General features: G+C 66.6%; 17 protein-coding genes. 9 read left to right on the forward strand and 8 right to left on the reverse strand.

Annotation, left to right across the window (positions count from 1 at the left end; genetic code table 11):
* Positions 1-54 precede the first annotated feature (54 nt).
* Positions 55-2,181 carry an acetate--CoA ligase family protein gene (locus MVA01S_RS11165; protein WP_003930416.1) on the reverse strand — a complete coding sequence of 709 codons (2,127 nt, stop codon included), beginning with the start codon at positions 2,179-2,181 and terminating at the stop codon, positions 55-57.
* Between the two features lie 167 nt (positions 2,182-2,348).
* Between MVA01S_RS11165 and MVA01S_RS11170 the strand changes: the two genes are divergently transcribed.
* Together MVA01S_RS11170 and MVA01S_RS30425 are read left to right on the forward strand one after the other, a co-directional pair.
* Entirely contained in the window at positions 2,349-3,245 is an 897-nt protein-coding gene (locus MVA01S_RS11170; RefSeq protein WP_003930415.1) for an alpha/beta hydrolase fold domain-containing protein, read from the forward strand.
* A 130-nt stretch (positions 3,246-3,375) separates the two neighbouring features.
* Positions 3,376-4,788 carry a histidine phosphatase family protein gene (locus MVA01S_RS30425; protein WP_081529049.1) on the forward strand — a complete coding sequence of 471 codons (1,413 nt, stop codon included), beginning with the start codon at positions 3,376-3,378 and terminating at the stop codon, positions 4,786-4,788.
* Positions 4,789-4,930: 142 nt separating this feature from the next.
* Here MVA01S_RS30425 and MVA01S_RS11180 read toward each other — a convergent pair whose 3' ends face one another.
* Positions 4,931-6,130: an acyl-CoA dehydrogenase family protein gene (locus tag MVA01S_RS11180; protein ID WP_003930413.1), complete on the reverse strand. Its 1,200-nt coding sequence runs from the start codon at positions 6,128-6,130 to the stop codon at positions 4,931-4,933.
* A gap of 166 nt (positions 6,131-6,296) precedes the next feature.
* Here MVA01S_RS11180 and MVA01S_RS11185 point away from each other — a divergent pair, with 166 nt between their 5' ends.
* Positions 6,297-7,844 (forward strand): long-chain-fatty-acid--CoA ligase, encoded by a 1,548-nt coding sequence (locus MVA01S_RS11185; protein ID WP_003930412.1) that lies wholly within the window; start codon positions 6,297-6,299, stop codon positions 7,842-7,844.
* Positions 7,845-7,902: 58 nt separating this feature from the next.
* Here the strand turns inward: MVA01S_RS11185 and MVA01S_RS11190 are convergent, their stop codons facing one another.
* The 6 genes from MVA01S_RS11190 to MVA01S_RS11215 all read right to left on the reverse strand — a co-directional run bounded on the left by MVA01S_RS11190 (position 7,903) and on the right by MVA01S_RS11215 (position 16,981).
* Positions 7,903-10,062 carry a 3-hydroxyacyl-CoA dehydrogenase NAD-binding domain-containing protein gene (locus MVA01S_RS11190; protein WP_003930411.1) on the reverse strand — a complete coding sequence of 720 codons (2,160 nt, stop codon included), beginning with the start codon at positions 10,060-10,062 and terminating at the stop codon, positions 7,903-7,905.
* An 11-nt stretch (positions 10,063-10,073) separates the two neighbouring features.
* Positions 10,074-11,285, reverse strand: a complete 1,212-nt coding sequence (locus MVA01S_RS11195; protein ID WP_003930410.1) for an acetyl-CoA C-acetyltransferase — start codon at positions 11,283-11,285, stop codon at positions 10,074-10,076.
* A gap of 42 nt (positions 11,286-11,327) precedes the next feature.
* A complete protein-coding gene (locus MVA01S_RS11200; RefSeq protein WP_003930409.1) occupies positions 11,328-13,244 on the reverse strand; it encodes a flavin-containing monooxygenase in 1,917 nt (638 codons plus the stop codon).
* On the reverse strand, positions 13,241-14,293 hold the full coding sequence (locus MVA01S_RS11205; RefSeq protein WP_003930408.1) for an LLM class F420-dependent oxidoreductase: 1,053 nt from the start codon (positions 14,291-14,293) through the stop codon (positions 13,241-13,243). Before MVA01S_RS11205 ends, MVA01S_RS11200 begins: the two co-directional genes overlap by 4 nt.
* Before the next feature lie 226 nt (positions 14,294-14,519).
* Entirely contained in the window at positions 14,520-15,521 is a 1,002-nt protein-coding gene (locus MVA01S_RS11210; RefSeq protein WP_003930407.1) for a PDR/VanB family oxidoreductase, read from the reverse strand.
* A gap of 5 nt (positions 15,522-15,526) precedes the next feature.
* Positions 15,527-16,981 carry a cytochrome P450 gene (locus MVA01S_RS11215; protein WP_237024241.1) on the reverse strand — a complete coding sequence of 485 codons (1,455 nt, stop codon included), beginning with the start codon at positions 16,979-16,981 and terminating at the stop codon, positions 15,527-15,529.
* Positions 16,982-17,707: 726 nt separating this feature from the next.
* Between MVA01S_RS11215 and MVA01S_RS11220 the strand changes: the two genes are divergently transcribed.
* From MVA01S_RS11220 to MVA01S_RS11245, 6 genes are all read left to right on the forward strand, one after another.
* Positions 17,708-18,418, forward strand: coding sequence for an MlaE family ABC transporter permease (locus MVA01S_RS11220; protein WP_003930405.1), 711 nt, complete (start codon positions 17,708-17,710; stop codon positions 18,416-18,418).
* Positions 18,415-19,269 (forward strand): ABC transporter permease, encoded by an 855-nt coding sequence (locus tag MVA01S_RS11225; protein ID WP_003930404.1) that lies wholly within the window; start codon positions 18,415-18,417, stop codon positions 19,267-19,269. Before MVA01S_RS11220 ends, MVA01S_RS11225 begins: the two co-directional genes overlap by 4 nt.
* A gap of 4 nt (positions 19,270-19,273) precedes the next feature.
* A complete protein-coding gene (locus MVA01S_RS11230; protein WP_040541177.1) occupies positions 19,274-20,611 on the forward strand; it encodes an MCE family protein in 1,338 nt (445 codons plus the stop codon).
* Positions 20,612-20,627: 16 nt separating this feature from the next.
* The gene (locus MVA01S_RS11235; protein WP_003930402.1) at positions 20,628-21,671 is read left to right on the forward strand and encodes an MCE family protein; all 1,044 of its coding nucleotides are present in this window, start codon (positions 20,628-20,630) and stop codon (positions 21,669-21,671) included.
* The gene (locus MVA01S_RS11240; RefSeq protein ID WP_003930401.1) at positions 21,668-22,978 is read left to right on the forward strand and encodes an MCE family protein; all 1,311 of its coding nucleotides are present in this window, start codon (positions 21,668-21,670) and stop codon (positions 22,976-22,978) included. Before MVA01S_RS11235 ends, MVA01S_RS11240 begins: the two co-directional genes overlap by 4 nt.
* The coding region (locus tag MVA01S_RS11245; protein WP_060941593.1) for an MCE family protein at positions 22,978-24,202 on the forward strand (1,225 nt) is incomplete at its 3' end. The genes MVA01S_RS11240 and MVA01S_RS11245, both read left to right, overlap by 1 nt.

Raw genomic sequence — 24,202 nt, forward strand, 5'->3', positions numbered from 1 at the left:
AAGCGCCGCGGCCGGTGTGACCGGCCGCGGCGCTTTTCGTGTGGGCTTCGGCGCCTAGGTGTCCTCGCGGACGATGCACAGCGCGTCGACCGCCACCAGACCGTCCTCGGTGACCAGCAGCGGATTCACGTCCAGCGACTCGATCCACCCGTGCCCGGCCGCGGCGAGATTGCCCAGCCCGACCAGCGTGTCGGCCAGCTGATCGAGGTGCCACGGCTGCGATCCGCGGAATCCGTGCAACAGCCGAAGGTCGCGGAACTCCTCGATGAGGGCCTCGGCGGCGGCCTTGGTCAGCGGCGCCGGTCGCCCACCGATGCGTTGCAGAACCTCGACGAAGATGCCGCCGAGACCCAACATCACCATCGGACCCAGCTCGCTGCTGCCGTCGATCCCGATCAGCAATTCGCCGCGGGAAGCGGTCATCGACTGGACCGCCACGGTCGGTGACACCGCGTGGTCGCCGGCGATGCCGCGCATCCGCGCGACCGCATCGGGCAGCTCGGCGGCCGACACGTTCAATGCCACCGCGCCCAGTTCGGTGCGGTGGGCGACGTCGGCCAGCTTCACCGCGTACGGACCCGCGAAATCCGGTGTGCTGACCGGGTCGTCGTCTCCGATCACGGCGTAGGGTGCGGTGCGGATCCCGAAACTGCCGAGCAGCGACATGATTTCTGCGAACGGCAGGAACCGGCTGCCTCCGGCGTCGGTGACGTGAACCGACGGCCGCGCGATCGGCGCGGGTGCGTCCGCGATGTCGGCGGCAGACTGGCGTGCCCGCACGAACGCGCCCAGGGTGTGCAAGCCCCGCAGTGTTCCCCGGATCCCGTAGCCGAGTGCGGCGACCCCGTCGTCGCCGACCACCTCGGTGGCGAACTCGCCGACCGCGCCGGACCCGGCCGCGATCGCCACCGGCTTGCGGTAGCGCCGGGCGGCGACGGCGACGTCGTCGATGAGGCGCCGGTACAGCGGGGAGTCGCTCCACATGTTGACGAACACCACCGCGTCGAGTTCGTCCGAACCGACATAGCGGTCGACGATGTCGGTCCAGAATGTCGCGCCGAAACCGGTGGTGTCCAATGGATTAGGGACGGTGATACCGGGGATGGTCGACGCGACCCAGTCGGCCAGACCGTCCAGCGGCGGCAACGTCAGCCCCTCCGCGGTGGCGACGTCGAACGCCAGGGACGCGAAGCCGCCGGTGCCGGCGACGACGCCGATGCGCTGCACCGGGTTCCACAGCGCCGGGTCGAGTTGGCTGACCAGGGCCAGCCTGTCGACGAGTTCCTCGAGATCGTAGGCGAGCTGGATGCCGGCATGTTCGAAGGACACGTCGTAGGCCCACGCGCTTCCGGCCAGCGCGCCGGTGTGCGAGGCCGCCATCTGCTGTGTGCGCGCGTTGCGGGCCAGCTTGACCGCGACGATCGGCTTACCCGCGGCGATGCACCGACGGGCGGCGCGGAAGAACTCCGCCGGGCGGCGTATCCCCTCGACGACCAGTCCGATCGCGGTGGTGTCCGGGTCGGTGGCGAGAAAATCGAGGTAGTCGGCGATGTCCGTGGTCGCCTCGTTGCCGGCCGAGATCAACCGCGAGATCCCGACGCCGGTGCGTTGCCGCGCGGCGATGGCGATGCCGCCGATCATCGCGCCGCTGTGGGACACGATCGAGATGCCGCCCGCGTTCGGGTGGTAGTCGGCCGAGGCCGTCAGGTGCAGACTGCGCGGCACGCTGATGTAGCCCAGGCTGTTGGGACCCACGACGGCCATGCCGCCGCGCTCGGCGGCCGCGACCAGCCTCCGCTGGAACTCGGCGCCTTCGGCACCGAGTTCGGAGAACCCGGCCGCGTAGACCACCAGCCCGCCGCAATCGAGGTCCGCACATTCCTCCGCCAGTGCGACGGTGCGCTCCGCCGACATCACCGACAGCACGGCATCGATGGGGCCGGAGATGTCGGCGACGGTGCGGTGCGCGGGAACGCCCAGCACGGTCTCGGCCGTCGGATGGACGAAGTGCACCTCGGCGTCGCTGTTGAGCGTCGGCGCGATGAACCCTGCCACCGGGGACTTGTCGCTGAGCCCGACCACGGCGACCGTCCTGGGGTTCATGAGCCGCTCGAGCGGACTACGGGTGGGCTGGTCGCCCGATCCGGTGCGGGATGCTTCGCCGTGGGAGACGACGGTCATGGCTGCTGGCCCTCCGATTGCGATGTGTGAACTACGATTATGGTCGCCTGAGCTTGAAATTGCCACAATATCCTGCGAAACCTTCCGGAAGTTAGGTGTCGCTATTAACATCTCCGTCATCCCGGCGGTGTGATCCGTCGGGACGGCGAGCTCACTTCGGAGGATCAATGGCGAGAACCGAGGCGTTGGCGCGGGTCGAGGACATGTACGTGAACGGCTTCCCGGACCCGGCGACGGCGACAGTGGACGACCTGCGCACTGCCTACGACGAGCTGCTGCTGCAGTTCCCCCTACCGGCAGGGGTCGAACCCGTCGAGGGCATGGCCGGCGGAATCCCGGTTCTGTCTGTCACCGCCGACGGCGCCACCCGCGACAAGGCGTTCGTGTGGTTCCACGGCGGGGGATACGTCCTCGGCAGCGCCAGGGGATTCCAGGAACTGGGCCACACCCTGTCGCGCGCGTCCGGGGTGACGGTCGTGCTGCCGGATTACCGACGCGCACCGGAGAACAAGTTTCCCGCCGCCGTCGACGACGGCGTCGCGGCCCTCACCGACCTGGTGTCCACCTATGGCGCGGACAACGTCGTGGTCGGGGGAGACTCCGCGGGCGGAGGGCTGGCGCTCGCTGCGCTGACGGTCCTGCGCGACCGTGGCGCACCTCTGCCCGCGGCCGCGGTGTTCATCTCACCGCTGCTGGACTTCACCGCGAGCGGCGCGAGTGTCGACCTGTACGACGGCAGCGACATCGCCGTCTCCCGCGGCTCCATCGCGAACCTGGGGGAGGCATACCTGCAGGGCCACGATCCGCGGGACCCGCTCGCCTCGCCGGTGTTCGCCGCACTGGGCGGACTCCCGACCTCGCTCTTCCTCGTCGGTTCCACCGAGGTGCTGCTCGACGACTCGCGCCGCGCGGCGGCCGCGATGAGTGCCGCCGGTGGTACGGCGGCGGTGTCGGAGTACGACGACATGGTGCACGTGTGGCCGCTGTTCTCCTCGATCCTGCCCGAGGGCCGTCAGGCGGCCGATGAAGCAGGGGCGTTCGTCCGGAAGCATCTCGGCTTCTAGCCCACCTCAGCGGTAACACCGCACTGCCTGCCGCCGCGTGCGCGCAGGCCGACCGACGCTGCCCGACTTCAGGGCAGAAACACCCTGTGCCCGTGGGGAACTGTGGTGCCCATCAAAAGAAGGAGAAAGTGTGAACCCTGCATCCGGAGTCAGACCGGGCGCGCGAAAACGTTCGGTGTACGTGTATCTGGGCGCCGTCCTCACGGCGTTTGCACTACTGGTCGGCACGGCGCTGCCGGCCGCCGCCGCGGAACTGATGAGGCTGACGTTCGTGCGTCACGGGCAGTCGCTCGGCAACGCCTCGGGCAGCATCGATTCGTCCACGCCTGGTCCGGTGCTCAGCGATACCGGCTACCAGCAGGCCGAAGCGGTCGCCGCCCGGCTCGGCGACAAGAACTACGACGCCGTCTATGCGTCGTCGATGGTCAGGACCCAGCTGACCGCGGCCCCGATGTCGCGGTACCTGGGCCTGCCCATCACCGTGCTGCCGGGCCTCCAGGAGATCGAGGCCGGCATCTACGAAGGGACACCGGAAAGCGAGGCGTCCAGCGGCTACATGCTGGCGCCGCTGGCATGGGCGCTTCAGGGCGACCTGGACGCACGAATTCCCGGTTCCATCGACGGCCACGAGTTCGACGCCAGGATGGACGCGGCGCTGCAGGCCATGTACGACAACGGCGACCGCAACGCGGTGGTCTTCTCTCATGGCGCCGCGATGATGTTCTGGACGTTCATGAACGTCGACAACCTCACGGCCGCACAGAAGATGGAGCTGCTCCGCGCCTCGTTGCGCAACACCGCGGACGTGGTGATCGAGGGCAATGCCGAGGACGGGTGGAAGCTGGTGAGCTGGGACGGACGCGAGTTCAGCCCCGAGCGCACTTTCCGGGCCGAGGTGAAGTTGCAGCGGCAGACCCTGAAGAAGCAGCTCAGCGCGGTGGTTCAGACGATCCGTGAGGCGTTCGCAACGCGCGACACCGCGACCATCCGCACGGCCCTCAACCAGGGCATCAGCAACGCGAAGATCTCCGTGATCAAGTACAAGCGGGCAGTGCGGGCGGAGTGGATCGCGCGGGTCACCAAGGCCGTCACGCGATCGACACCGGCAGGCGGCTCGTCGTCCCCGACGGCGGTGACCGCTTCCACGGAGACGCCGGAATCCGACGGCCACCGGGAACTCGCCGAGACACCTGAGGCCAGCGAAGGTGAAGCCCCCGAGGCTGTTTCGTCAGCGCGCAAGGCCGCGGTGAGCACCGTCAAGGCGACTCGTGACGATGGCGAGGAGTCCGGCGACACCGAGCCGACCGGCGGTGTCGACTCGACCGACGAGTCCGAGGCCGAGGACAGCATCGAGGACCCGGCCTCCGAGGCGGACCTTGAGGCAGACTCGGGCACGGTGGAAGCCGAGGCCGGCGCCGACACGGGCACGGGCACGGGCACCGGCGATGACGACTCCGGCTCGGACACGGGCGACGACGAGTCCGACGCGGGCACCGATTCCGGGGCGGACACCGACGGAGGCAGCGGCGACAGCGAGAGCTGAGATCGGAACCGAATGACGAAGGCGCCCAATCACCTCGGTGATTGGGCGCCTTTCTTCTGTCTCTCGCCGAAATCGCATTCCATGCGGCGGAAACGTCTAGAGCGCCGCATGGAATGCGATTTCGGCGGGTAGGGGCTGGGGCTCAGGCCCCGGCCGCGGCGTAGATCGGCAGCAGGTCGGTCGCTGCGTCGGCCAAGAACTTCGGATCCACCAGGAGATGCTGGGTGGCCACCTGCATATCGCGCACGTACCGGCCCAATGTGCTTGTCCGGCCGATGCTCTGGCTGCCGCTCCAGCGATGGGCGAAGCCCACGATGGTGTCCATGGCCTCATGGCTCCAGGCCAGCTGCTGCCGCATCCGGGCCATCTGTTCCGGGGTGCGGGTATGGCCGGCATCCACAGTGGCCTCGGCCGACTCCACCAGGTCGTAGAACGCGAGCCGGACGGCGTGCAGCAGCGCGTCCATCCGGGCGAACTCGATCTTGAAGATGTCGGCCTCGCCGATCGGGCCCCCGTAGTTGGGCCGGAACTTCTTGAGGGCCACCGCGGCAAGGAGTTCCAGTGCGCGGGTCGCGATACCGAGCACGACCGGGACGTGCGGCAGCGGGCCGACGAACTCGTTGGACAGCTTGTAGATCGTCTCCGACCGGTAGGGCGTGCCGCCGAAGGTGACGATCGTGTGCTCGTGGGGGACGAACTTCTTGTCCACCCGGTAGTCGTGGCTGCCGGTGGCGCCGAGGCCCCAGACATCCCAGTTCTGTTTGAGGTCGACCTCGGACCTGGGGAACATCGCGACGCGGGGCTGCGGCTGGCCGTCCTCGCCGAGGATCGCGTCGCCGTTTTCGTCGGCGACGAACACGCCGGCACCGATCCAGGTGGCGTGGTCCGATCCGCTGGCGAAGGCGAAGTTGCCCTCGACGATCAGACCGCCCTCGACCTGCGTGGCCGGGTAACGGGGGAGCAGCTGGCCGGCGACGCGAAAGTCCTCGTCGCGGCTCATCAGGTCCTTGGCCACCTCGGGCTTGAGGTAGCCGAGCACCTCCGCGGTCGACCACGAAGTCGCCATGAACGCCCATGCAGTCGACGCGTCGGCCTTGGCCATCTCCTCGTAGACCCGCAGACCCTCGCTCGGCAGCAGCCCGCCGCCACCGAACTCGGTCGGGATCAGCATGCGGTGCAGGTTCTGCTCTTCGAGTGCATCGCGGACGGCGTCGCTCAACGTCTGAGCCCGCTCCATGGCCTCGGCTTCGGACCGGATCAACGGGGTGATGGCGCGAACGCGCTGCAAGTAGTCATCCAGCCGCGAGTCGGTGTCGGCGTCACGGGTCAGCGTGTCTGTCATGTCATGCCTTTCTGCGGGTGTCGATCAGAGCGAACGCATGCCTCAAGATCAAGGCGATAGCGAACCGCATGTGACTAAAGTAACGAAATTAATGCTAATGTCAAGTGGCTTGTATGCAGGCCAGACGCCTAAAGCGACGTCAATCAGACTGAAATGAGTACTAACCGTGTACCTGACACAGGCTTTGCACCGCGCGGTCGCGCAGACCCCCGATTTGCCGGCCACGATCTTCGGTGAGCGCATCCGGACCTGGGCCCAAAGTGCGGACCGTGCCGCCCGATTGGCGGCGGCGTTCCACGGTCTGGGTGTGGCGACCGATGACCGCGTCGCACTGCTGGCGCAGAACAACGACGCCTACCACGACTTCCTCTTCGCGGTGCCCTGGGCGGACGCGGTCGCGGTGCCGGTGAACACTCGCTGGAGCGTCCACGAGATCGCGTTCTCACTCGAAGACGCCGGTGCCGTGGTGCTGGTCGTCGATGACGCCTTCCTCGACATGGTGGACGATTTGCGGGTGCTGGCGCCGACGGTGCGGTCCTACATCCACACCGGCGATCGGCCCCGCCCGGACGGTGTGCTCGGCTTCGAGGAGATCATCGCCGCGCATGATCCGGTGCCGGACGCCCGTCGGGGTGGGGACGCGCTGGCGGCGATCTACTACACCGGCGGTACGACGGGAACGCCCAAGGGGGTCATGCTCAGCCATGCCAATTTGATGGCGGCGGCGTTGGGGGCGCTGGCGACCGGGCAGTTCCTCGCACCGCGTGGCCGACTGTTGCACAGTGCGCCGATGTTCCACCTGGCCGACGGGTCGGGGTGGTTGGCCCGCAACGTCGTCGGCGGCAGCCATGTCATCCTGCCGGGCTTCACCCCGGAATCGGTCGCGGAGGCGATCGAGCATCACCAGATCACCGATATGTTCCTCGCCCCCACGATGATTCAGATGTTCGTCGATTCGCCGGCAGCGGCACGCCATGATCTGTCCAGCCTCAAGCATCTGATCTATGGCGCTTCGCCGATCTCGCAGGCAGTGCTGGAGCGGGCGATGCGGCTGCTACCGCAGGCGAAGCTGCTCCAGGCCTACGGCATGACCGAGTTGGCCCCGACCACGACGGTGCTGACCGCCGAGGAACACCTGGATCCGGCGCTACTGAGATCAGCGGGGCGGGCGGTGCCGATCGCCGAGGTGAAGATCGTCGACGAGGACGGCAACGAGGTGCCGCGCGGCACGGTCGGCGAGGTCGCAGCGCGTGGCCCGCACGTGATGCTCGGCTACTGGAACCGGCCCGAGGAGACCGCGCAGGCGCTGCGCGGCGGTTGGATGCACACCGGCGACGGCGGCTACCTGGATGACAACGGGTATCTGTTCATCGTCGACCGGATCAAGGACATGATCGTCACCGGCGGGGAGAACGTGTACTCCGCAGAGGTCGAGAACGCGCTGGCACAGCATCCGAGCGTGGCCACCTGCGCGGTGATCGGTGTGCCCGACGCCGACTGGGGTGAGCGGGTCCATGCCGTGGTCGTCCTGCACGACGGTGCGACGACGACCGCCGAGGAACTGCGGGAACACTGCGGGTCTCTGATCGCGCGGTACAAGGCCCCGCGAACCGTCGATTTCGTCGACGCGCTACCGCTGACCGCGGCGGCGAAGGTGTCGAAAGTCGACCTGCGCAAGCGCTACTGGGACGGAGAGTCCCGCTCCGTCAACTGAGCATCGTGAGCAACGCAAAAGCCCCCGGCAGGTGCCGGGGGCTTTTGACGTTGTGCCGCTAGCTTTCCAGCGAGGCGGGCGGGGTGAAGCGGTCGCCGTAGCGGACGGCCAGCTCCTTGGCCCGGGCCACGAACGCGGCCTTACCGACACCGTGGGGACCCTCGTAGCCGACGATGTACTGCGCGGAACCACCGGTCCAGGCCGGGTACCCGATGCCCAGGATCGACCCGACATTCGCGTCGGCACTGGTCTTCAGCACACCCTCGTCGAAGCACTTCTGCGTCTCCAGGGCTTCGGAGAACAGCAGGCGGTCGATGGCGTCCTGCAGCGGGATCGTGGTGCTGCCGGAGTTGAAGGTCTCCCGCAGGCCCGGCCACAACCCGGCCCGCTTGCCGTCGACGTACTCGTAGAAGCCCGCACCCTTCAGGCGTGACGGACGGCCGAGTTCGATCATCTTCTCGACCACGAGCTCACCCGGGTGCTCGACGTAGGTCGTGCCCTCGCTCACGGCCGCGGCCTTGGAGGCGATCGAGATCTTCTGCAGCAGTTCCAGGTTGAGCTCGTCGAGCAGCTGCAGCGGAGGCGCGGGGTAGCCGGCCTGGCCGCCGGCCTGCTCGATGGTGGTGGGTTCGATGCCCTCGCCCAGCAGCGCCATGGCCTCGTTGACGAAGGTCCGGATCACCCGAGAGGTGAAGAAGCCGCGGCTGTCGTTGACCACGATCGGGGTCTTCTTGATCGCCAGGGTGTAGTCGAACACCCGGGCCAGCGCCTCGTCAGAGGTCTTCTCGCCCTTGATGATCTCCACCAGCGGCATCTTGTCCACGGGGGAGAAGAAGTGGATGCCGATGAAGTCCTCCTGGCGCTTCACGCCGGTCGCCAGACCGGTGATCGGCAGGGTGGAGGTGTTGGAGCCCAGGATGGCGTTGGGCTCGACGATGTCCTCGATCTCGCCGAAGACCTTGTGCTTGAGTTCCTGGTCCTCGAAGACTGCCTCGATCACGAAATCGACGCCGGCCAGATCGGCGGGGTCGGCGGTCGGGGTGATCTTGGCGAGCAGCGCGTCGGACTTCTCCTGGGTGGTCGTACCACGCTGCAGCGCCTTGGCCTCGATTTTCTCCGAGTAGGCCTTGCCCTTCTGGGCGGCCTCGATCGTGACGTCCTTGAGCACGACGTCGTAGCCGGCCTTGGCCGAGACGTAGGCGATACCGGCGCCCATCATGCCCGCGCCCAGTACGCCGATCTTGGTGATCGGGGTGGTGCCGATACCCTCCGGCCGCGATGCACCGCCGCTGATGGACTGCTGATCAAGGAAGAACGCCTGGATCATGTTCTTGGCGGTCTGCCCGGTCACCAGCTTCACGAAGTAGCGGCTCTCGATGCGCGAGGCGGTGTCGAAGTCGACCTGCGCACCCTCGACCGCGGCGTCCAGGATGGCCCGCGGTGCCGGCACCGGCGCACCCTTGAGCTGCTTCTTCAGCGTCGCCGGGAAGGACGGCAGGATCGCCGACAGGGCCGGGCTGGCCGGGGTGCCGCCGGGCATCTTGTAGCCCTTGGCATCCCACGGCTGGGTAGTGCCCCCCGGGTGCTCCAAGATTTCAGCCTTGAGCCAGGCTTTGGCGGCGGGGATCAGCTCGTCGACGGACGGCACGAGCTCATCCACAAGCCCGATTTCGAGAGCCTTGGCCGGGCTGAACCGGGTGCCCGTGGACAGGATTTCGGTGAAGGCCTTCTGTACGCCGAACATGCGCACGGTGCGGGTGACGCCGCCACCGCCGGGCAGCAGGCCCAGGGTGACCTCGGGCAGGCCGATCACCACGCCGCGTGTGTCGGCGGCGATGCGGTGATGGGTGGCCAGCGCGATCTCCAGGCCGCCACCCAGCGCCGCGCCGTTGATCGCGGCGACCACCGGGATCCCGAGTGTCTCCAGTCGGCGCAGATCACGCTTGGCGGACTCGGCGAGCTCGAACGCCTCGGCCGCGTCTTCCGGGCCGAGCTTGATCAGGCCCTTGAGGTCACCGCCGGCGAAGAAGGTCTTCTTCGCACTCGCCAGCACCACGCCGGTGACCGATTCCTTCTCGGCCTCCAGACGGTTCACCGCGTTGTGCATCGACTCGCGGTAGTGGTCGTTCATCACGTTGGCCGACCCGGTCGGGTCGTCCAGTGTCAGGGTGACGATGCCGTCGGCATCCTGGTCCCAGTGAATCGTGTTCTCAGTCATGGCAATTCCCCTTAGACGCGCTCGATGATGGTGGCCACGCCCATGCCGCCGCCGATGCACAGCGTGATCAGTGCACGCTTGGCACCGCGACGTTCGAGTTCGTCGACCATGGTTCCGGTGATCATGGCGCCGGTGGCGCCGAGCGGGTGGCCCATCGCGATGGCGCCACCGTTGACGTTCAGCTTCTCGTCCGGGATGTTGAGGTCCTTCTGGAACTTCAGCACCACCGAGGCGAACGCCTCGTTCAGCTCGAAAAGGTCGATGTCATCGACGGTCAGGCCGGCCCGGTCGAGGACCTTGCGGGTGGCCGGGGTCGGGCCGGTGAGCATGATGGTGCCGTCCGCGCCGCTGGTGGCGGTGGCCACGATGCGGGCCCGCGGGGTGAGATTCTGCACCTTCCCGGCCTTTTCGCTACCGATGAGCAGCAGGGCGGCGCCGTCGACGATGCCCGAGCTGTTGCCGCCGTGGTGCACGTGGTTGATCTTCTCGACCGTGTGGTACTTCTGCAGCGCGACCTCGTTGAAGCCACCCATGGCACCGATACCGGTGAAGGCGGGCTTGATCTTGGCCAGGCTCTCCAGGGTGGTGGCCGGGCGCATGTGCTCGTCGTGGTCCAGGATGACCAGGCCGTTCTGATCACGGACCGGCACCACGGACTTCGCGAAGTAACCACCCGACCAGGCCGCGGCGGCCTTCTGCTGGCTGCGCACCGCGTAGGCGTCGACGTCCTCGCGGGAGAAGCCCTCGATGGTGGCGATCAGGTCGGCGCCGATCCCTTGCGGCACAAAGGACACCGCATAGTTGGTCTCGGGGTCGTTGGCCCAGGCGCCGCCGTCAGAACCCATCGGGACCCGGCTCATCGACTCCACGCCGCCGGCGAGCACCAGGTCGTCCCAGCCCGAACGCACCTTCTGCGCGGCGGTGTTGACCGCTTCCAGGCCGGATCCGCAGAACCGGTTCATCTGCACGCCGCCGGTGGTGTCGGGCAGCTTGGCGGCCAGCACGGCGGTGCGGGCCAGCACCGCGCCCTGATCGCCCAGCGGGGACACCACACCCAGGATCAGGTCACTGATCATGGTCTCGTCCAGATCGGGGAATCGAGAACGGATCTCGTCGACCAGGCCGACCACCAGACTGATCGGCTTGACCTCGTTCAGGGCGCCGCCGCGCTGCTTACCGCGCGGGGTGCGGATCGCCTCATAGATGAAGGCTTCTTCAGACATGAATCTTTCTTTCTTCCGTCAGTGATTGGTAGACAGTGCTGTTCAGCGGGGGGTGACGTCGTAGTCCGCCAGATTGGGGGCCGAGGTCCGGGCGAAGTAGTCGGGAACGGCCCAGGGTGAGTTGGTGACGACCCGGCCGGTGCTGTTGCGGTAGTAGCTTTCGACGCCGTCCATCGCGTAGACCATGGCGTTGTTGGTGTCGTCGAGTTCGCGGTTGTAGTCCTCGAACGGTTCCTCGCGGACCTCGACGGTCGCCACATCGTCTTTGACCATCTCGGTCAGCATCTCCACCACGTAGCGCACCTGTGCCTCGGCGACGGTCAGCCAGCTGCCGCCCGGCGGGTTGGTGTTGGGCCCGTACAGGAAGAACAGGTTGGGGAACCCGGGCGCGGTGATGCCGAGGTAGGCTCGGGCATTGTCGTCGCTCCACGATTCGCGCAGTTCGACGCCGTCGCGACCGCGCAGCTCCATCGGGTAGAGGTAGCGCTGCTGTTGGAATCCGGTGCACAGGATCAGGATGTCGACGTCGAAGGTCTCCCCGGAGTCGGTGACCAGCCCACGTTCGGTGAGGTGATCGACCCCCTCGGCGACCAGGCTCACGTTCGGCCGGCGCAGCGTGGCGAACCAGCCGTTGTCCATCAGCAGACGTTTACCGAACGGCGGGTACTTGGGCAGGGACTTCTCGATCAGGTCCTCGCGCCCGTCGAGCTGTGCGCGCAGATAGGCGGTCAGGTTGCGCCGGTAGGCGTCGTTGAGACCGCTGACCAGCCTGCCCTTCTCGGCGGCATTGGGGTCCACCCGCAACGCCGGGTAGTTGCGCTCGGTGTAGATCCAGTAGAGCCGGAACCGGAACCAGGCGCGGTAGAACGGCACGTTGCGGTACAGCCAGTGCCGGGCCGGGGTCTGCTTGCGGAAGTACTGCTCGTTGGGGGTGGTCCAGTGCGGTTCGCGCTGGACGACGACCATCTGCTCGACATCCTCGGCGATCTTGCAGACCACCTGCATCGCGCTGGCCCCGGCTCCGACGACGGCGACCTTCTTGCCGCGCAGATCGGTCTCCGGCGACCACCGGGCCGAGTGCAGCACCTCCCCGGTGAACTCGGAGAGCCCGGGGAACTGCGGGATGTTCGGGGTGTTGTGCAGCCCGGCCGCGGTGATCAACGCAGTGGCACGGACGGTCTCGGACCCGTTGCCGGAGTTGATCTTCACCACCCATTCGCTGCCGTCGGCATCCCATTCTGCGCCGTCGACGCTGACTCCGGTCTCGATGTGTGGCGCCAGGTCGAAGTGGGCGATGACATCGTCGATGTACTGCCGGATCTCGTCGGGCTCGGCGAAGTTCTGGCTCCACTCGCGGTGGAAGAAGGAGTACGAGTAGAGATCGTTGGGAACGTCGACGCGGGCACCGGGGTAGTTGGCCTCGTACCAGGTGCCGCCGACGTGGTCGTTGCGTTCCAGCACCCGGAATGGGATGCCGGCCTGTTTGAGGTGTACCGCCGCCGCCAGGCCGGAGAAGCCGGCGCCGACCACGATCACCGAGAACCCGGTGTCCGCACAGCGATCCGTGACGTCGTCGGGGACGAACGGTGCGAACCCGAGCTGCTCGGCGGCCAGCGGAACATACTTCTCGGCAACCGGTTCACCCATCACCGCGGACATCAGCGTCACCAGCTCCGCGCCGTCCGGCGCCGGATGCGCGACCGGTGCGCCTGCACTCCAGTCCGTGATCGCGGTGAACGCCGCCGACCGGATCTCCTCGACGCGCTCGGCCGGCAGCCCGCCGTCGTCGTGGCTCTCGAAGCCCATGGTGGGGGTGATCCGGTACGGCTCGGCCAGCCACCGGGCGTCTCCGGTCAGCTGGTAGAGCACGCCGATCAGGCAGGGCACATTGGCTTCCGCCAGGGCGTCCCGCAGTTCGTCGGCGTCGAGGGCGACGTCGGGTTCGAGGAGTTGACTCATGAGATCTCCTTAGCGAGGGCGGCAACAGTTTTGACCGCGTCGAGACGTTCGGCGGGATCGGCTGCCATGGGGGTGATGTTGACCAGGGTCACGCCTGCGTCATGCAGTGCGATGAGCCTCCGGCGGATGTGGTCGGTGTTCCCGATGAGGGCGGTGGCGTGCACCAGTTCGTCGGGCACCGCGGCGGTGGCCTCGGCGATACGGCCGGCCAGGAAGTGGTCCTGGATGGTGGCGGCCTCTGCCGCGAATCCGTACGCGGTCACCAGTTCGTTGTAGAAATTCTTCTCCCGCGAGCCCATTCCGCCCACGTACAGCGCCAGTTGGGGTTTGGCGGCGTCCACCCAGGGAGTGGGGTCACCGTCGGTGACGGCCACCGGCGCTCGCGCGATGATCTCCAGGGGCGCCAGGTCCGCGGAGCGCTTGGCGGCACCGTCCGCCAGCGCCTCGCCCCAGACATCGTGAATCTTCTCGGGGTAGAAGAAGATGGGTTCCCACCCGTCGGCGATCTCGGCCGTCAGTTCCACCATCCGCGGTCCCAGCGACGCGATGGAGATCGGAATCTGGTTGCGCACAGGCCGATTGATGAGCTTGAGCGGTTTGCCCAGGCCGGTCCCGCGGCCCGGCGCCAGCGGAACCTGGTAGTGCCGGCCCTGATGTTTCAGTGCCTCACGCCGCCACACGGACCGGCAGATCTCGATGGTCTCGCGGGTCTTACCGAGGACACCTTCGAAGGGCAGCCCGTGGAATCCCTCGACGACCTGGGGGCCGGACGGCCCGAGGCCGAGGCGGGCCCGGCCGGCCGAGACGTAATCCAGTCCGGCCGCGGTCATCGCGATCAACGACGGGGTGCGGGTGTCGAGCGGCAGGACGCCGGTGGCCAGTTCCACCGACCTGGTTCGCGCCGCAAGATAGGCGAGTTGCGTTGGGGCGTCGAAGGAATAGGCCTCGCCGAGGGTTACCGAGGACAGCCCCGCGTCCTCCCACGCGGCGATCTCATCGCCCACGTCAGACATCGGCCTCCCGAAGTCCAGGACGGTTCCGATACGCATTGGCGGCGCCTTTCCGGGGTCGGACACGACCGCTCCTCGGTAGCTGCGACCGCGGCGGTCGTGAGTGCAAACTTCAGAGAAGCTCGGCTATTAGATAGCAATATACAGCCATATAGGCTGCAAATGTTAGTGGGCATTCTTATTAAATGAGACTTAGGGTGGCGGAATGCGAAACGCCGGCGAACCCCGTCCACGGGGCCCGCCGGCGTTCTGGCATGAATGAGGGTCAGATGTCGAGAACCAGCTTGCTTCCACGGCTGCGGGACACGCAGATCATCATGCAGTCGTTGCGTTCGCGTTCCTCGTGGGTGAGGACGTCATCGCGGTGTTCGGGAATGCCGTCGATGACCGGTGTTTCGCAGGTTCCGCACATGCCGGACTGGCACGAGGACATCACGTCGACACCGTGCTGCTCGATCGCCTCGAGCACAGACTGGTCCGCGGGCACGGTCAACGTCACACCGTGGCGGGCCAATTCGACCTCGATGGGGGTATTGACCCATTCGGTCTCGACAGTGCTGGAGCTGAAGCGTTCCAGCCGCAGCGCCCCGGCGGGCCAGGCCGTGCAGCGGTCTTCGACCGCGGCGAGCAGACCCTGCGGACCGCAGCAATACACCAAGGTGTCCGCTTGCGGGGTGCCGAGGATGTGCTCCAGATCAAGCAGCCCCCGCTGGTCCTGCGCCCAGAATTCGACCCGGTCACCGTAAGGGGCCAGTTCATCGAGGAAGGCCATGGATGCGGTGCTGCGGCCCCCGTAGAACAGCTTCCAGTTCGCGCCCGCCGCTTCTGCCTCTGTCAGCATCGCCCGGATCGGGGTGATGCCGATGCCGCCGGCGATGAACAGGTAGTTGGGCGACGGCGCCAGCTGGAAATGGTTGCGAGGACCCCGAATACGGATCTCGGCGCCCTGCTCGAGGCTGTCGTGCACGTAGATCGATCCCCCGCGGGAGCGTTCATCGGGCTCGCGGAGCACTGCGATGCGCCAGGTGTGCCGATCTGCGGGATCACCGCACAGCGAGTACTGGCGTACCAGGCCGGAGGACATGATGAGGTCGATGTGTGAACCGGGTGTCCACTCCGGGAGCGGGTGGCCCCCAACCTCTTTCAGCGTCAGGGCGGCGATGCCGTCGGCGATGACATCCTTGCCGACGACGATGACGTCGGCCTCGTACTCCCGCATGACCAGGCGCACGGTGCTGGCCTGTTCCCGGCAGTCAACGCTGGCCATGCGGTCTACCACGTGACGGGCAGCGACTTCAGCCCGAAGATCTTGGCGTCGGTCTTCACCTGGATCTCGTCGGAGGGGACCGCGACCTTGAGTGTCGGGATGCGGCTGAACAGCGTGCTGATCACGGACTGCAATTCCACGCGGGCGAGCGGGGCGCCGAGGCACACGTGGATGCCGTGCCCGAAGGCGACGTGGCCTTTGGCGTCCGTGCGCAGGATGTTCAGCGTGTCCGGATCTTCGAATTGTTTGGGGTCGCGGTTGGCCTTGTCCATGGCCACCATGACGATGTCGCCGGCCGGGATGGTCTGACCGGCGAGCTCAATGTCCTCGGTCAGGTAGCGCGGCAGATTTCCGATGATGTCGAGGAAGCGCAGCAGCTCTTCCACCGCAGCAGGCACCCGGGATGGGTCCTGGCGTAGCAGTTCGAGTTGATCGGGATGCTCCAGCAGCGCGTACACGCTCAGCGAGATCATGTTGCCGGTCGTCTCGTGCCCGGCCATCAGCAGGAACGCGGCCATGCCGGCCACCTCGGGGATTGTCAGGTCGCCGCTGCGAACGTGGTTGAGCAGCAAGCTGATCAGATCGTCGCCGGGATCGTCCATCTTGGAGACGGTGAGTTCTCCGAGATACCCCATCACCGATGCGACCGTCTCGGCCGCCTCTTCCGGTGTGGTGTCGAGACGCAGGAACTTCACTGTCTCTTCCTGGAACCAATCGTGCCGGTCGTAGGGGATTCCCAACAATTCGCAGATCACCAAGGACGGCAACGGGAGCGCCAGGGCCTGGACCAGGTCGACCGGCCCGTCCTGCTCGAGCATCTGATCGATCAGCTTGTTCGTGATCCGCTCCACCGCGGGCCGCATGGCTTCCATGCGTCGTGGGGTGAACTCGCGGGAGAGCATCTTGCGCAGCCGGGTCTGGTCCGGCGGATCCATCGCGACGAAGAAGCCCGGCAGTGGCTCGCCGCCCTCGTCGCCCCGGGATGGGTCGGGGATGTTCCGGACACTGGAGCGGCGATCGCCGAGCACCGCTTTGACGTCGTTGTAGTCGGTGACCATCCAGGCCGGGACGAGGTTCTTGAACGAAACCTTGCGGATCGAGCCGCCATCGGCGTAGTCGTCCGCGGGCGCGAAGGGGCAGGTCCGCGTGAACGGAAACACCGGTGCCGACGAGGAGTCCGCCTCCGGAGCGCCGGACTGGACTTCCGACGTTTGCTCACTGGTCGTCACGCTGAGTCCTCCTTGGAAGTTCGCACCACACCGTCGAATCGGATGATCTCGGTCACAAGTGTGATTGGCGATAGCATCACATAGAGTTTTATCGGCCGTCAAGGTCGCCCGGACGTATCGCGCAACCGCCGCGATCTCAAGATTGCTATGTTTTATGAATGTGCTGATCAACGACCTTATAATGCCGATATGGCGGTTGCTGATGATTGACTGGTCCGGCTGGGTGGGCATGGTCAGCTCAGTACACAGTTAATTGCAGTTCTGAGAAGTGCGTTGCTCCCGGCTCGGTGTCGGCCCGGAATCGCGCCCGGGGGATCAACATCGGGTCCGGTCTCTCGGCGATCGCCGGCCCACAGTTGTCCGGGCCCGGTGTGCCCTCGGCATGGGCCATAGCCATTACTAACCGACGAAATCCGGGGGAGTGGGCCTGCCGATTGCCGGGCTGCCACGGCACGGCTACCGACGTGGGTCCAGGCTGCGCAGAACTCAAATTCACAAGATGTGTGTGTCCGAAAACCTCTCCGCGCGGCCTCGGCGGACTGGAGGGAGTGGCGCTGGCGAGCGATATTACGAGGTAAAACTGCAAATATGGCAGGTCCTGAGATTGCCCGACCTCGACGCCCAACGTGACGTCCGAGTCGCCCTGCTTGACGGTCAAAAATGGGGTGTGCGATGCTATCGCCGATCACAGATGTGATTGAAGCCACTTAGGCCGCGACGTGTGATCGGTCAGGATTGAAAGGCCCAGGTTGATCCAGAGAATGCAGAACTGTTCTTCACAACCAGGATCGTGCCGGCTGCCTCACGTGGTGACCGCCGTAGGGCCGGGTCAGAGCTGACGTGACTACCGCTGAGAAGACGGAAGCAACCTCGCGGTCACGCATCGACGCCGGACTGACCGCTGTCTCGTCGGCGCGTGCCGCCAAACCCGTTCGGGCGCTGGGCGATTTCTTCGCGATGGCACTGGACACGCTGGTGTGCATCCCGCGTAGACCGTTCGCGTGGCGCGAGTTTCTCGAACAATCCTGGTTCGTCGCACGGGTGTCGTTGGTGCCGACGCTCATGTTGGCGATCCCGTTCACCGTGCTGCTGATCTTCACGTTCAACATCCTGTTGCTGGAGTTCGGTGCCGCCGACTTCGCCGGAACCGGCGCGGCCTACGGGACCGTCACGCAGATCGGTCCCGTCGTCACCGTGCTGGTGGTGGCGGGAGCCGGTGCCACGGCGATGTGCGCCGATCTCGGCGCACGGACGATCCGCGACGAACTCGACGCGCTACGGGTGATGGGTGTGGACCCGATCCAGACTCTGGTGGTTCCCCGCGTGCTGGCCGCGACGTTCGTCGCGACTCTGCTGTCGTCGGTGGTGATCCTGGTGGGACTGGTCGGAGGATTCGTCTTCTCGGTGTTCGTCCAGCACGTGACGCCGGGCGCCTTCGTCAGCGGCCTCACCGTGATCACCGGCGTTGACGACGTCGTCATCTCGCTGATCAAGGCCGCGCTGTTCGGTCTGGCCGCGGGTCTGATCGCCTGCTACAAGGGCATCTCCGTCGGCGGAGGACCCGCGGGTGTCGGAAACGCGGTCAACGAGACCGTGGTGTTCACATTCGTCGCGCTGTTCGCGATCAACATCATCGCGTCAGCGGTCGGTATCAAGGCGACGCTGTGAACGCGGGCAGCCCGAGCAGACTTCATCCACGGCTTCAGCGGACCTTCTCCGGCTGGGTCGACGGACTGAGCCGGATCGGAACTCAGGCGCAGTTCTACTTCCAGACGCTCGGATCCACCAAAGACGTTCTCGTCCATTACAAGAAGGAGCTGCTGCGCCTGATAGCCCAGATGAGTCTGGGCGTCGGTGCGTTGGCAGTGGTCGGCGGCACGGTGGTGATCGTCGGCTTCCTCACGCTGTCGACCGGCGCGCTGGTCGCGGTGCAGGGATACAACCAGTTCGCCGAGGTCGGAGTCGAAGCCCTGACCGGATTCGCGTCCGCCTACTTCAACGTGCGGCTGATCGGCCCGGTGATCGCCGGGATCGGTCTGGCGGCGACCATCGGCGCCGGGGCCACGGCTCAGCTCGGCGCGATGCGGATCAACGAGGAGATCGACGCGTTGGAGGTGATGGGCGTGCGCTCCGTGGCCTACCTTGCGTCGAGTCGGGTCCTGGCGGGGGTGATCGTGGTGATCCCGCTGTACTGCGTCGCGGTGCTGTCGGCCTTCTGGGCGGCGCGCTTCGGCACGATCGTGATCTACGGACAGTCCTCGGGCGTCTACGACCACTACTTCACCACCTTCCTCAACGGCACCGACATCATCTGGTCGTTCTTCCAAGCCGTGGTGATGGCGGTCGTCATCATGCTCGTGCACACCTACTACGGGTTCACCGCGTCCGGCGGCCCCGCCGGAGTCGGCGAGGCGGTCGGTCGTGCGGTGCGCACCTCGCTGATCGCAGCCGTGCTGGTCGTCCTGTTCCTCTCGCTGGCCATCTACGGCCAGTCCGGCAACTTCCACCTCGCCGGGTAGAGCCATGGCACACAGTGGTCATCGAGGAAGAGTCCATCCGTTGTGGTGGACGGCCGCGCTGTTCGCGACGGTCATCGGTCTGGTTCTCGTCTGCTCAGCGGCCTTCGCCGGCACCTTCCGCCGGTATGTGCCGGTGACGCTGACCTCGGACCGCTCGGGTCTGGTGATGGAGTCGGGCGCCAAGGTCAAGATGCGCGGCGTCGAGGTGGGCAGGGTCGCCGGTATCGCCGGCGGAAAGCCCACCGTCGCTCTGCAATTGGAGATCGACCCGGACAAGGCCGGCTACATCCCGGCGAACGTCGAGGCCGAGATCGCCACCACCACGGCGTTCGGCGCCAAGTACGTCGACCTCGTCTACCCGGACCAGCCCAGCGCGCAACGGCTCATGGCCGGCGCGGTGCTGCAGTCGCGCAACGTGCCCACCGAGGTCAATACGGTGTTCGACAATCTGGTCGGTCTGCTGAACCAGATCGACGTGTCGAAGCTCAGCGCGGTGCTCACCGCGGTCGCCGACGGGGTCCGCGGTCAGGGCGAGCGCATCGGACAGGCCACCACGGACGCCAATGAGGTTCTGCTGGCGATCAACCCGAGGATGGACCGCGTCGGGCAGAACTGGACGTCGTTGCGCGACGTCAGCGATGCCTACAGTTCGGCGGCACAGGACATCCTGGCGACCCTCGACGCCGCGTCCGTCACCGGCGAGACCATCACCGAGCACGCACAGGATCTGGACGCACTGTTGCTGAGCTCCATCGGATTCTCCAACAGCGGAATCGATCTCATCGCGCCCAACCGGGACAACCTGATCAACGGCATCAACATCCTTGAGCCGACCACGACTCTGCTGCTGAAGTACGACCCGATCTACACCTGTCTGCTGCAGGGTGCGAAATTCGCGCTCGACAACGGTGCCTACGACAGCATCGGTGGCAACGGCCGGTCGGTGGTCCAGGACGTCGGCCTGCTCCTTGGCGACGATCCGTACCGGTATCCCCAGCACCTTCCCAAGGTCGCAGCCAAGGGCGGTCCCGGAGGCAAACCGGGCTGTGGTTCCCTGCCCGATGTCAGCAAGGACTTCCCGGTGCGATACCTGGTGACCGACACCGGATTCGGCACCGGCCTGGACATCCGGCCCAACCCCGGCATCGGATTCCCCGGCTGGGCCAACTACTACCCCGTCACCAAGGCGATACCCGAGCCGCCCAGGATCCGTCACCCCGGCGGTCCGGCACCCGGACCGGCGCCGGCCCATCCCGGCGGCGCGCCCTACGGCGCGGCGCTGTACGGACCGGACGGGACGCCCCTCTGGCCGGGTGTGCCGCCCGCCCCCGGGGCGCCATGAGCATCGAGGAACAGCAGTGAGATCCAGCCTGCGACGTGTAGTCGTCAACCTGACCGTGTTCGTCGCCCTGTGCGTCGTCGCGATGTTCGGCCTGATGGCCGTCTTCGCCAACCTGCGCTTCTCGACCGAGGAGGTCTACCGCGCCGAGTTCACCGACGTGAGCGGACTGGAGGTCAACGACTTCGTGCGGATCGCCGGTGTCGAGGTGGGGCAGGTGAAGAAGATCTCGGTCAACGCCTCCGGTGATTCCGCCGCACACGCCGTGGTCGAGTTCTCCGCGGATCCCTCCGTCAAGCTCACCGACGGATCGAAAGCCCAGATCCGTTGGGAGAACCCCATCGGCGACCGCTATATGGCGCTGTTGGAGGGACCCCAGGACGCGCAACGCAAACTGGAACCGACCGAGGTGATCCCCGCTGACCGCACCGAACCGGCACTCGACCTCGACACGCTGCTCGGCGGGTTTCGCCCGCTCTTCCGCGCACTCGATCCCGACCAGGTGAACACTCTGTCGACTGCTTTGATCCAGGCCTTCCAGGGCGAGGGCGTCACCATCCGGTCCTTCCTGAACCAGGCCGCGCTGGTCACCAACACCCTGGCCGATCGGGATGTCCTGATAGGCGAGGTGATCGGGAATCTCAACGCGGTACTGGGATCTTTCGGTGGACAGACCGAGCAGTTCGCCAAGTCAGTCGACTCACTGTCCGAACTGGTCGCGGGCCTGGAGGAGCGGAAGGTCGACGTGGCCAACGCGATCGCCTACACCAACGAGGCGTCGGCCACCGTCGCCGATCTTCTGATGCAGGTCCGCGCGCCGTTCAAGGAGGCTGTCAGGCAATCCGACCGGACGACCTCCCTCGTGCTCGCAGACCACGAGTACTTCGACGGACTGCTCGACATGCTTCCCGACGCGTACAAGAAGCTTTCCCGGCTGGGCAGCCGTGGTGACTTCATTCCCGAGTACCTGTGCTCGATGTCGTTGAAGCTCAACGGAAAGGGCGGACAGCCCGTCTACGTGAAACTTGCCGAACAGACGACAGGGCGGTGCGCGCCGAAATGAAACCCTTCGCCGAACGCAACCCGTTTCTGATCGGCATTGCCGGCATGGCCGTCACGGCCGGCACGGCGCTGTTGGCCCTGCAGTACGACAAGCTGCCGTTCAGTTCCTCGACCGACGATTACTCGGCCTACTTCGCCGAGGCGGGCGGCCTGCGCACCGGGGCCCCGGTACAGGTGGCCGGCTTCAGAGTCGGCCAGGTGTCGTCGGTGGAGTTGGACGGAAGCCAGGTCCGCGTCGACTTCGATGTCGACGACGAGGTCCGGCTCGGTGATCTGACCGAAGCCCACATCAGGACCAAGAGCCTGCTCGGCTCGAAGGTCCTGGAGGTGACACCGCGCGGTTCCGGCGCTCTGGACGGACCGATCCCATTGGCGCGAACCAGATCTCCCTACCAGCTGCCTGACGCCCTCGGGGATCTGTCGACCACCATCAGCGGGTTGGACACCGACTCGGTGTCCGGGGCGCTGGCCACGCTGGCCGAGACGTTTCAGGACACCCCGCCGGATCTGAGGGCGGCCGTCGAAGGAGTGGGACGTTTCTCCCAGAGCCTGGGCGAGCGTGACGATCAGCTCCGCACACTGCTGAGCAACGCGAGCAGGGCCACAGGGGTGTTGTCCGAGCGTGCGGACGAGATCGCCGGACTCGTGGCCAACAGCAATGCGCTGCTGGCGCAGCTCCGCGGGCAGAGCGCCGCGCTGGAGCAGATCTCCCGAAACCTGTCGGTCTTTGCGCAGCAACTGTCGGCTTTCATCGACGAGAACCGCGAACAGATGCGACCGGCGCTGGACAAGCTCAACGGCGTGCTGACGATCGTCGACAACCGCAAGGAACGCGTGATGCTTGCGATCAAGTACCTCAACCAGTACACGATGGGCCTCGGTGAGACGGTCGGATCGGGACCGTTCTTCAAGGCGTACCTGGCCAACCTCCCGGGTCAGCTGGTACAGCCGTTCATCGATGCGGCGTTCTCCGATCTCGGTCTTGATCCCAATGTGCTTCCCCCTTCGCAACTCTCGGATCCGCAGACCGGACAGCCCGCCACGCCGGCGCTGCCCGTGCCGTTCCCTCGCACCGGCCAGGGCGGGGCACCTCACCTGACGGTTCCCGACGCGATCACCGGGAACCCTGGAGATCCCCGATATCCGTACCGGGAACCCGATCCGGCGCCTGCGCCCGGCGGCCCGGCTCCCGGACCGCCCGCACTCTGGCCGAGCGGTCAGCAGCCGTCGGCGCTGCCCACGCCGGCGCCTGTCCTGGTGCCCGCGCCGAACGAGGCGCCGCCTGTGGTCCCGGCAGGAGGACAGTGATGCACAAGCGAACTCTGCGAACTGTGTTGATGGCCGTGCTCGCGGCGGCGGTGGTCGTCGGCGGTGTGGTGGTGGTGCGCGCCGCGGACCACGCGGGGCGGACCAACATCACTGCGTATTTCGACCACAGCAATGGACTGTTCACCGGTGACGAGGTGCGCATCCTGGGCGTGCCGGTCGGGGCGATCGAGACCATCGAGCCGGAACCCGAGCGGGTCAAGGTGACGTTCTGGGTCGACGCCAAGCACAAGGTCCCGGCCGACGTGAAGGCCGTGATCGTGTCACCCCAACTGGTCACGGCACGCGCCGTTCAGCTGACGCCGGCCTACGAGACCGGCCCGGTGATGGCCGAGAACGCGGTGATCCCGCTGGACCGCACGGCTGTTCCGTTGGAATGGGACGACCTGCGGGCGCAGCTCGAAAAGCTGACCAATGCGCTGGAACCCACCCAGCCGGGCGGGGTGAGCACCCTCGGTGAGTTCGTCAACACCGCGGCGGACAACCTGCGCGGGCAGGGGGCCACCATCCGTGAAACGGTCACGACGATGGCGCGCGCGCTGTCGGCACTGGGGGACCACAGCGAGGACACGTTCGCGTCGCTCAAGAACCTGGCGGTCGTGGTGAACGCTCTGGAAGACAGCTCGGATCTGCTGGCCCAGCTCAACCGCAACATGGCCGCTGTCACCGGGCTGCTCGCCGACGATCCGGGTGCCGTCGGCGATGCCGTCGACGACCTCAACGCGGTGGTGGCCGAGGCGACCGAGTTCGTCAGGGACAATCGTGAGGCAGCCGGTGTGGCCACCGACAGGCTGGCTTCCATCTCGTCCGCGGTCCACGGCGGCCTGGACGACATCAAGCAGGCGCTGCACGCATTTCCGAATGCCGCGCAGAACTTCGCGAATGTGTACCAGCCTTCCCAGGCAGCTCTGACCGGCATGCTGGCGGTCAACAACCTCGCCGATCCGGTTCAGTTCCTCTGTGGCGCTGTCGAGGCCGCGTCACGGGTGAACGCCGTGTACTCGTCGAAGTTGTGCGCGCAGTACCTCGCCCCGATCGTGAAGAACCGGCAGATGAACTTCCCGCCGCTGGGCGAGAACCTGTTCGTCGGTCAGCAGGCCCGACCCAACGAGTTGACCTACAGCGAGGACCGTTTGCGGCCGGATTACGTTCCGCCGCAGCCGCAGCCGCAGCCGCAGCCGCAGCCGCAGCCGCAGCCGCAGCCGG

Origin of the sequence: Mycolicibacterium vaccae NBRC 14118 = CIP 105934, from assembly GCF_001552715.1 — a bacterium.
In the GTDB taxonomy this organism is placed as follows: Bacteria; Actinomycetota; Actinomycetes; order Mycobacteriales; family Mycobacteriaceae; genus Mycobacterium; species Mycobacterium vaccae.

Bases quoted from the DNA above. Each gene is read 5' to 3' on its own strand.
- MVA01S_RS11165 (WP_003930416.1), bottom strand. From the start codon at position 2,181: ATGACCGTCGTCTCCCACGGCGAAGCATCCCGCACCGGATCGGGCGAC.
- MVA01S_RS11170 (WP_003930415.1), top strand. From the start codon at position 2,349: ATGGCGAGAACCGAGGCGTTGGCGCGGGTCGAGGACATGTACGTGAAC.
- MVA01S_RS11180 (WP_003930413.1), bottom strand. From the start codon at position 6,130: ATGACAGACACGCTGACCCGTGACGCCGACACCGACTCGCGGCTGGAT.
- MVA01S_RS11190 (WP_003930411.1), bottom strand. From the start codon at position 10,062: ATGACTGAGAACACGATTCACTGGGACCAGGATGCCGACGGCATCGTC.
- MVA01S_RS11195 (WP_003930410.1), bottom strand. From the start codon at position 11,285: ATGTCTGAAGAAGCCTTCATCTATGAGGCGATCCGCACCCCGCGCGGT.
- MVA01S_RS11200 (WP_003930409.1), bottom strand. From the start codon at position 13,244: ATGAGTCAACTCCTCGAACCCGACGTCGCCCTCGACGCCGACGAACTG.
- MVA01S_RS11205 (WP_003930408.1), bottom strand. From the start codon at position 14,293: ATGCGTATCGGAACCGTCCTGGACTTCGGGAGGCCGATGTCTGACGTG.
- MVA01S_RS11210 (WP_003930407.1), bottom strand. From the start codon at position 15,521: ATGGCCAGCGTTGACTGCCGGGAACAGGCCAGCACCGTGCGCCTGGTC.
- MVA01S_RS11215 (WP_237024241.1), bottom strand. From the start codon at position 16,981: ATGCCCACCCAGCCGGACCAGTCAATCATCAGCAACCGCCATATCGGC.
- MVA01S_RS11220 (WP_003930405.1), top strand. From the start codon at position 17,708: ATGGCACTGGACACGCTGGTGTGCATCCCGCGTAGACCGTTCGCGTGG.
- MVA01S_RS11230 (WP_040541177.1), top strand. From the start codon at position 19,274: ATGGCACACAGTGGTCATCGAGGAAGAGTCCATCCGTTGTGGTGGACG.
- MVA01S_RS11240 (WP_003930401.1), top strand. From the start codon at position 21,668: ATGAAACCCTTCGCCGAACGCAACCCGTTTCTGATCGGCATTGCCGGC.